The sequence below is a fragment of the Aquiflexum sp. genome, from assembly GCF_977115555.1.
The window spans coordinates 1-7,793 of the sequence record NZ_CDSBKL010000189.1 but is presented as its reverse complement, the minus strand read 5'-3'; the positions used below and the strand labels follow the sequence as shown (position 1 = coordinate 7,793).

10 protein-coding genes are annotated in these 7,793 nt (G+C 42.1%); 6 read left to right on the top strand and 4 right to left on the bottom strand.

All coding sequences use genetic code 11. The annotated features are described in order from the left end of the window. Positions 1 to 535: amino acid kinase family protein (locus tag ACZFYI_RS12085; RefSeq protein ID WP_462524385.1), on the bottom strand; the 535-nt coding region annotated here is incomplete at its 3' end. A 57-nt stretch (positions 536 to 592) separates the two neighbouring features. On the opposite strand from ACZFYI_RS12085, the gene fbp reads away from it, so the two are divergent. Further along, entirely contained in the window at positions 593 to 1,633 is a 1,041-nt protein-coding gene (gene fbp / locus ACZFYI_RS12080) for a class 1 fructose-bisphosphatase (protein ID WP_462524384.1), read from the top strand. Between the two features lie 6 nt (positions 1,634 to 1,639). Here the strand turns inward: fbp and ACZFYI_RS12075 are convergent, their stop codons facing one another. From ACZFYI_RS12075 to yihA, 3 genes are all read right to left on the bottom strand, one after another. After that, a complete protein-coding gene (locus ACZFYI_RS12075; protein WP_462524383.1) occupies positions 1,640 to 1,945 on the bottom strand; it encodes a hypothetical protein in 306 nt (101 codons plus the stop codon). Between the two features lie 88 nt (positions 1,946 to 2,033). Then, positions 2,034 to 2,477: a DUF5606 family protein gene (locus ACZFYI_RS12070; RefSeq protein ID WP_462524382.1), complete on the bottom strand. Its 444-nt coding sequence runs from the start codon at positions 2,475 to 2,477 to the stop codon at positions 2,034 to 2,036. Positions 2,478 to 2,673: 196 nt separating this feature from the next. Beyond that, on the bottom strand, positions 2,674 to 3,282 hold the full coding sequence (gene yihA, locus ACZFYI_RS12065) for a ribosome biogenesis GTP-binding protein YihA/YsxC (RefSeq protein ID WP_462524381.1): 609 nt from the start codon (positions 3,280 to 3,282) through the stop codon (positions 2,674 to 2,676). A gap of 243 nt (positions 3,283 to 3,525) precedes the next feature. Here yihA and ubiE point away from each other — a divergent pair, with 243 nt between their 5' ends. From ubiE to ACZFYI_RS12040, 5 genes are all read left to right on the top strand, one after another. Next, complete coding sequence (gene ubiE, locus ACZFYI_RS12060; protein ID WP_462524380.1) at positions 3,526 to 4,248, top strand: bifunctional demethylmenaquinone methyltransferase/2-methoxy-6-polyprenyl-1,4-benzoquinol methylase UbiE; 723 nt, start codon at positions 3,526 to 3,528, stop codon at positions 4,246 to 4,248. Further along, positions 4,197 to 4,982, top strand: coding sequence for a type IX secretion/gliding motility protein PorT/SprT (porT, locus tag ACZFYI_RS12055; RefSeq protein ID WP_462524379.1), 786 nt, complete (start codon positions 4,197 to 4,199; stop codon positions 4,980 to 4,982). The genes ubiE and porT overlap by 52 nt, the downstream gene beginning before the upstream one ends. A 233-nt stretch (positions 4,983 to 5,215) precedes the next feature. Beyond that, positions 5,216 to 5,974, top strand: a complete 759-nt coding sequence (locus tag ACZFYI_RS12050; RefSeq protein ID WP_462524378.1) for an SDR family NAD(P)-dependent oxidoreductase — start codon at positions 5,216 to 5,218, stop codon at positions 5,972 to 5,974. Between the two features lie 98 nt (positions 5,975 to 6,072). Further along, the gene (locus ACZFYI_RS12045; protein WP_462524386.1) at positions 6,073 to 6,738 is read left to right on the top strand and encodes a M15 family metallopeptidase; all 666 of its coding nucleotides are present in this window, start codon (positions 6,073 to 6,075) and stop codon (positions 6,736 to 6,738) included. Positions 6,739 to 6,867: 129 nt separating this feature from the next. Next, positions 6,868 to 7,623 (top strand): ThuA domain-containing protein, encoded by a 756-nt coding sequence (locus tag ACZFYI_RS12040; RefSeq protein ID WP_462524377.1) that lies wholly within the window; start codon positions 6,868 to 6,870, stop codon positions 7,621 to 7,623. Positions 7,624 to 7,793: the final 170 nt, after the last annotated feature.

Below are 7,793 nucleotides of genomic sequence, written 5' to 3'. Positions count from 1 at the left end.
CCAACTTTGCCATCAGATGTTTTTGGCATTCGGCAGCGGTTTTTTCCCATTTTGCTTTGGCAACCCTATAGTCGCTGTCAGTAGCAATGATTTCCCGCGCATCTTGCCAAAGACACAGGATTCCTTCAGCGCAGAGGTATTCCTGCACGATTCTGGATGAAACCAATTCTCCGAAGGAGACTACCTGATCGTAGTATTCATCATAATTTTCTTTATTGATTGGTTTTTCCAACACCCTGTCGAGCTGTGAAAAAAAATTCTCTATGGCAGGAAAAATGAGATTTTCGGGTTGAAAAAGTTCACGACAAATATCGAGGTGATAGTATTTTAATTTTGTACTATTCTCATGAAAGGGCTTTTCGGCAAGTTTTAAATTCAACAATTCCTCCAAGGCATTGGTGGTTTTTCCCATCGCTGAAACCACTATTACGGTATGATTCCGCAATCGATTGAATAAAATTTCACGTAAGTTTTTGATAGATTTAGCATCTTTCACAGAAGCCCCGCCAAATTTGAATACAAATGTTTTTGCCATAAAAATTAATTTGTAATTTTAAATATATAAACCCAATAATTGTATTTTTCCTATATCATGAAAACAAAACTTTATTCCCCATCTGACTCCTCTTTGGCGTATTCGGTCGGCACTACTTTGGACCGTTTTATCAAAATGAAACAAGAGGAATTTTCTTTTGCATCCGGAGAATTGTCCCAACTACTCCGGGACATCGCTTTGGCAGCAAAGATAGTAAATCGTGAAACCAACCGTGCAGGCCTCGCAAATATCGGTGGTGCTTTTGGACAAACCAATGTGCAGGGCGAAGAACAGCAAAAACTCGATGTCATCGCCAATATCCGCTTTACCCGAGCCTTGACTAAGGGGGGTGAAGTCTGTGCAGTGGTATCTGAAGAAGATGATGAAGTCATCGACCTACAAAACAAGTCAGGCAAATATGTCGTTGCCATTGATCCCCTCGACGGGTCTTCCAATATCGATGTGAATATTTCCATCGGGACGATTTTTTCTATTTACAGGAGAGTCACTCCCGCAGGAAGTCCGATTCAGCCTGAGGACATCATGCAGCCCGGCAACCAACAGGTGGCAGCAGGTTATGTACTTTATGGTTCTTCGACGATGTTGGTCTATACCACCGGTCACGGAGTAAACGGTTTTACCTATGAACCTTCATTGGGTGAGTTTTTCCTTTCCCATCCCAATATGTGCGCACCTGAAGACGGCAATATATATAGCGTGAATGAAGGAACTTACAATCAGTTTGAGCAGGGATTAAAAGCCTATATCGAAAAATGTAAATCCAATGAATACAGCGCCAGGTACATCGGAAGCTTGGTCGCTGACTTCCATCGAAACCTGCTGAAAGGTGGAATTTACATGTATCCTGCCACCGCAAAATCCCCAAAAGGAAAACTCAGACTGCTGTATGAAGCCAATGCTTTGTCCTTTATTGCCGAGCAGGCAGGAGGTATGGCGACGAATGGTAAAGGTAGAATTTTGGATATCCAACCTACCTCATTGCATCAGCGGACGCCTTTATATATCGGTTCCAAAAAAATGGTGGAAGAAGTTGGTGCGTTTTTGAATGTTGAAAAAGGAAGTTTTGTAAAGACTTAAAAATGGTCAACCTTCCGAATACTTCCTTCTGATTTCGGCTTTCAGGATTTGTCTTGCGACCAAGGCACGGGCAAGGTCTGAAGCCAAAGTTTCAGGATCTGATTTGTGGAGGATGGTTTTCAGTTTTTCTTCCCCCAGATCCACCCTGTAGCAGATCTGAAGGAGTTTTTCAAAGTCCCGGTCGAGCATGGTTTTGATCAAAGGAGTCAGCAGGGAAACCAAATCTTCCTCGGAAAAAGCTTCTGTTAAGGCAGGAAGCGAAAAATCTTTTTGGAGGTATTGGGCGGCTTCTTTGGTCAATGGAAGATTCATGCTAGTTCAGAGTTTGGTATAAACAAAGAAAGTGGGGAAAGACCCCCACTTTTATTCTAAGATTCGAACCTCAATATTTTGATTGAAATCAAGCTTCCGGTTCTGTTTCTTTGGTTTCTTCTGCTCCATCAGCTTGATCTTCCAAAACCTCCGGTGCATGTTCGCGGATGATTTTGTACCAAGCGACGAGTTTTTTGATGTCGGAAGGATATACTTTGTCTTCGTCAAAATCAGGAAGCACATGCTTCAGGAATGCTTTCAGTTCGTCGGCATCCGCATCCGCATCCAATCCCACATCGCCTTTAAATTCCTTTTCGATGCTTTTGAGGATATTTTCCAAAGGTGTTGCACCTTCTTCGGTCATGGTGTACATGGAGATTTCAGCAAGGACAGAAACTCGGTGGTTGGCACCTGCAATGAGCTTGCCTTTTTTCTCGTCCATGGATTCGAGGATGACACCTCCACGTGAAGGCTTCAGGATTTTATAGAGACCCGGTTTGCCGGAGATGGTAGCGATTTCGTTGAATTTCATTTTCTGCTATGATTTAAAGGCTGCAAATATAGGAAGATATGATTATCCGCAAATAGGTATGAAGGTTAATTATGAGTCATTTTGGGTGCGCCCAATTGCCCATAGTCCATAGTCCACAGCAGGTAGTTTTGACCTTCAGGCATTTATTTTCTATGCACAACAATTAAACTATAACCATTTAACCAAATAACCATTTTCACTTCTTCGATTCCAAATATTCCCTGACTTCGCCTTCTATGAATGCACTCAGTTCCTCGCGGCCTTCTTTCTTTTCGGCGGAAGTGATAAAATATTGGGGTTCTTCTCCAAAGATTTCGATGGTTTTGTCTAAAAAAATCCGGGCATTGGCCGTGGATTTTTCCATACCCATTTTATCAGCTTTGGTAAATACCAAAACAAAGGGAATTCCGTTTTCGCCACACCAAATGATAAATTCCAGATCTATTTTTTGAGGTTCCAGCCTGCTGTCAATGAGCACAAAGATTGCCGCTAGATTTTCCCTTTTGGTCAGGTAATTCCGGATCATTTTCTCCCAAGTGGCTTTCATGGCTTTGCTTGCTACCGCAAAACCATAACCCGGCAAATCGACCATGTACCACTTGTCATCTATGTGAAAATGGTTGATCAGCTGGGTTTTTCCCGGTTTTTGGGATGTTTTTGCCAAGCCTTTATGGTTGGTAAGCATGTTGATCAAAGAGCTCTTGCCTACGTTGGATCGGCCGATAAAAGCAAATTCGGGCTTTTCAGGAGCCGGGCATTTTGTATAGTCAGTGTTGCTGGTGAGGAAGACTGCTTTTTTGATCATGGGAAATATTATTTGCCACAAAGGTAAGTCATTTGGCTTAAATACTGTCACAGTATCCTTTCGATAGGGGATCGAAGTCAATTCCGGTAGAATTTTTAGCCCAAATATTTTTAGGAAAAGAGGCGAAATACCTGATTAAATCAAAATTAAATAAGATAGCGAGCTGGAATAGGCATTAATTCCCAACAATTTTAGATTGCTCGGGTTTCCTTAGTAATATTGCACCACAGTTTCAAAAATGACATGTCAGTAGTTCCGTACAAAGAAAAGCAGGAAGGCAAAAAAGAGCAGGTTGCCGAGATGTTCAACAACATCAGCAAGAAATATGATTTTTTGAATCACCTTCTCAGTCTGGGTATTGACATTACCTGGAGGAAAAAAGCCATCAAACTATTGCAGAAAGACAAGCCAAAGTTGATTTTGGACATTGCGACCGGGACGGGTGATTTTGCCATTGAGGCCTTGGCACTCAATCCTGATAAGGTGATCGGTGTGGATATTTCTAAAGGAATGCTTGAGGAAGGCAAGAAAAAAATGAAGAAAAGGAACCTCGACCATATCATCGACCTGCAGATGGGAGATTCTGAGAAGTTACTTTTTGAAGATAATAAGTTTGATGCCGTCATCGTTTCATTTGGTGTCAGGAACTTCGAAAATCTCGAAAAAGGGCTGTCGGATATGTACAGGGTTTTGAAGCCGGGAGGAAAAACGGTAATTGTCGAATTTTCCAAACCCAAAAAATTCCCGATGAAGCAAGGATATAACTTTTATTTCAAATATATTTTGCCTCAAATCGGTAAATTGGTGTCCAAAGACAATTCAGCTTATACCTATTTGCCTGAATCAGTCCAAGCCTTTCCTGATGGAGAGAATTTCCTTTCAGTATTAAAAAAAGTCGGATTTAAACAAACCCAATGCAAACCGCTCACTTTCGGAATCAGCTCAATTTATATCGGAGAAAAATAGCCTTCTCCATTTTTGGCGTACTTATTCTGATATCGGAAGTCAGTGCACAATCCCGGTTTAACGAAATCAGTAAAGCCGGTCAGGATGAGAATTTTATATCCTATGGGTTTTTTCTTGCCGGGCACTCCAATACCTGGCGGATGAAATATTCTGAGGCTTTTCTAGATCCTACCAATACTGACCTGAGGAGAATCCAAAGCATTGTTCCGGTATATTCAGCAGGGTTTTCTTTGGGATTTTTGGCGACTGTCAGGTTAAATGACCAACTCAATGTGCTTTTTACCCCAAAAGTCGGTTTTTATGAGTTCCGGACGGATGTCAATTTTTTTGAACCCAATCCTGGAAACGGCAACACGAACAATGAAATCACATTTAGGAGGGAAACATACATCAATGAAGCCACCATGGTGGAATTCCCTTTGATCTTCAAGTATAAATCCCAGCGCTTCAACAATACAAGGATGTTCTTTACCGGAGGTGGATCTGCCATGTTCCGCACCAAAGATCAGGAAGAAGCAAACATTGAGGATTTGGTCACCACAGGTAGGGATTTTACTGTAGACTTTGGAATGGGTTTCGACCTTTATTTCAAGTTTTTCAAATTTTCTCCTGAAGTCCGGTTTTCCCATGGTTTGTTGGATGTCTATGTTCCGGAAGAGTCAAATCCGGCATTCAGAGATGCCATTTCACAAATCAGAAGAAAATCCATCACTCTTTACCTCAATTTCCAATAATGGGATAAAGTCAGATAGTCCATGGTCGATGGTCCATAGCTCCAACAATATATTCTGACCACTGAAAAACTGAACGCTACCTACCTACACCCAACTTCTTACTTTTCACCTCTTACCATTTACCTCCAAGACCACTGTCTCAGAAAACTGCCTACTGGAACTCCTCAAGGCTTTTTTCCTCCTTTCATAGATTCCCTATTTCATTCCATGTCAATAATTTTTAGATTCAGGCTATGGAAAGGAAAATTGCCTGCATCACCGGTGCTACTTCAGGAATAGGGAAAGCTACAGCCATTGCTTTGGCAAAGTTAGGTTACGCCATTATTGCCACCGGAAGGCGTCAAGATAGATTGGAAAACTTAGGCAAAGAACTTCCGGGTGGGACGGAGTTATTGACACTTTGCTTTGATGTCAGGGAAAAAGCGGCCGTTCATAAGGAATTTGGGAATCTTCCCGATAAATGGAAAAACATCGACATCCTGGTCAACAATGCAGGAAATGCCCACGGCCTTGATCCCATCCAAAGCGGCAGTCTCGACGATTGGGATGCCATGATGGACATCAATGTGAAGGGCCTGCTCTATGTCTCCAAAGAAATCATGCCCGGCATGATCGCAAGAAAGTCTGGCACCATCGTAAATATCGGATCCATTGCAGGCAAGGAAGTCTATCCCAATGGCAATGTCTACTGTGCTTCCAAACATGCTGTGGATGCTATAACCCAAGGAATGCGGATGGATTTGAATCCTTATGGTATCAAAGTAATCGGCATCCATCCCGGCTTGGTGGAGACTGAGTTTTCTATGGTCAGGTTCAAAGGAGATGCAGAGCGCTCCAAGAAAGTGTATCAGGGATTTCAGCCATTGACTGCTGAAGACATTGCCGAAACCATTGCCTTTGCTGTCAGTCGGCCGGCACATGTGGTATTGGCAGACATCGTGATGCTTCCTACAGCTCAGGCTTCAGCCACTGTCATTACCAAAAAACTTTAAATGATTCTGTCTTGAAAAATTTATCCCTCTTTATCTTCTTTTTAATCTTACTCGGCTGCGAGTCAAAGATCAATGAGCAGACTTCCAATGGAGTTGAAATCGATGATTTGGTGGCTATCGGGGATGAGCAGTTTAAGATCAAGTATGAAGTCAGTGAACTGGAACAGAAAATCATCGATGCAGGATTGGTGGATGTGGAGGTGGTGATTCCGGGGATTTTTGTGGATTTGAAATATTCGACCACTGATAATTTCTTTGGCAAAGATGTATATGGTGATTTGACAAGGTGCTATGTACAGCCTGAAGTCGCAGAAATGCTCAAAAAAGCATACCAAAAGCTGAAAGAAGAACATCCGGATTTGACTTTTTTGGTCTTTGATGGGGTCAGGCCGCAAAGTGTACAACAGATTCTTTGGGATGAATTGGACAAACCCGATAGTGTCAAGCCCTTGTATGTCGCGGATCCAAAGGTGGGTGGATTGCATAATTTCGGTGTGGCTGTGGACCTGACTTTGGCTTATCAGGAAACCGGCAAAGAATTGGATATGGGGACGCCTTTTGATTTCTTTGGCTATCCGGCTTATCCCGACCGGGAAGCCCAGATGCTGTTAGAAGGGAATATTACCAAAGAACATATCCTCAACCGTGAAATCCTGAGAATGGCCATGAAACATGGAGGTTTTACAGGCATCGGCTCCGAATGGTGGCATTTCAATGCTTTCACCAGAAAAGAAGCCGGAGAAAAATATGGGATGGTTAAATGAAGATTGGAAGATTGAAAAATTACAAAATTGAAAAATTTTTATTCTCCATGTCTCGTTTCTCGCTTCTCGTCTCTAATTTCTCACCTCTTCTCTTGATACTTGATACTAACATCTTGATACTAAAATAACATGAACCTAAAAACCTACCTATCCACTCTACTGCTCGTCTGCATCATGATGCTTGGCTTGAGCTTGGAATCTTTTGCCCAAAGCAATCCCCAATTCCGTGTCTTGGTTTTCAGCCGGACCAAAGGGTTTAGACACCAATCTATTCCTGATGGAGTCGTCGCCCTGAAAAAACTCGCAAGAGACCAGATTTTTGATATTTTCACAACCGAAGATGAAAGCTTTATTACCGACAAAAACCTTGAGCGATTTGATGTCATCGTGATGATGAGCACTACGGGGACGATTTTCAATGACGAGCAAAAGGCCGTCATCCAACGTTTTGTCCAGGCAGGAAAAGGCATAGTGGGTATCCACAGCGCCACTGATACTGAATACCAATGGCCTTGGTACACGAAGCTTATCGGGGCACAATTTATGAACCACCCGCATCAACAGACTTTGAAGCTGAATGTTGTCAACCGTGAGCATCCTGCTACTTACCATCTTCCCGAAAAATGGGTTTGGTCAGACGAGATTTATGCTTTCAAAAATTTCAATCCTGATGTAAAAGTTCTGATTACAGCTGACGAAAGAACTTATGATCCCAAAGACGGAATGGGAGAATTCCATCCGATGTCCTGGACCAATGAATATGATGGAGGAAGGATGTTTTACACCGCAATGGGTCATACAGACTGGGCTTTTTTAGATGCAGACTTCCTCAAGCATGTCTACGGTGGAATTTGGTGGGCTGCCAAAGGATTTCCGATAGATTAAAACTTTGAATTTCATCTCTTTAATACAAGGCAGGTTTCCCAAACCTGCCTTGTTTTTTTCCATTTTTCCGGAAATAGTTTTTTGGGCAAAAAAATACCCTAAATTATTTCCACTTTATTTCAATTTTTATGTACCATATTTCTTTTTATATCCAATCTTCTCAAAAATTC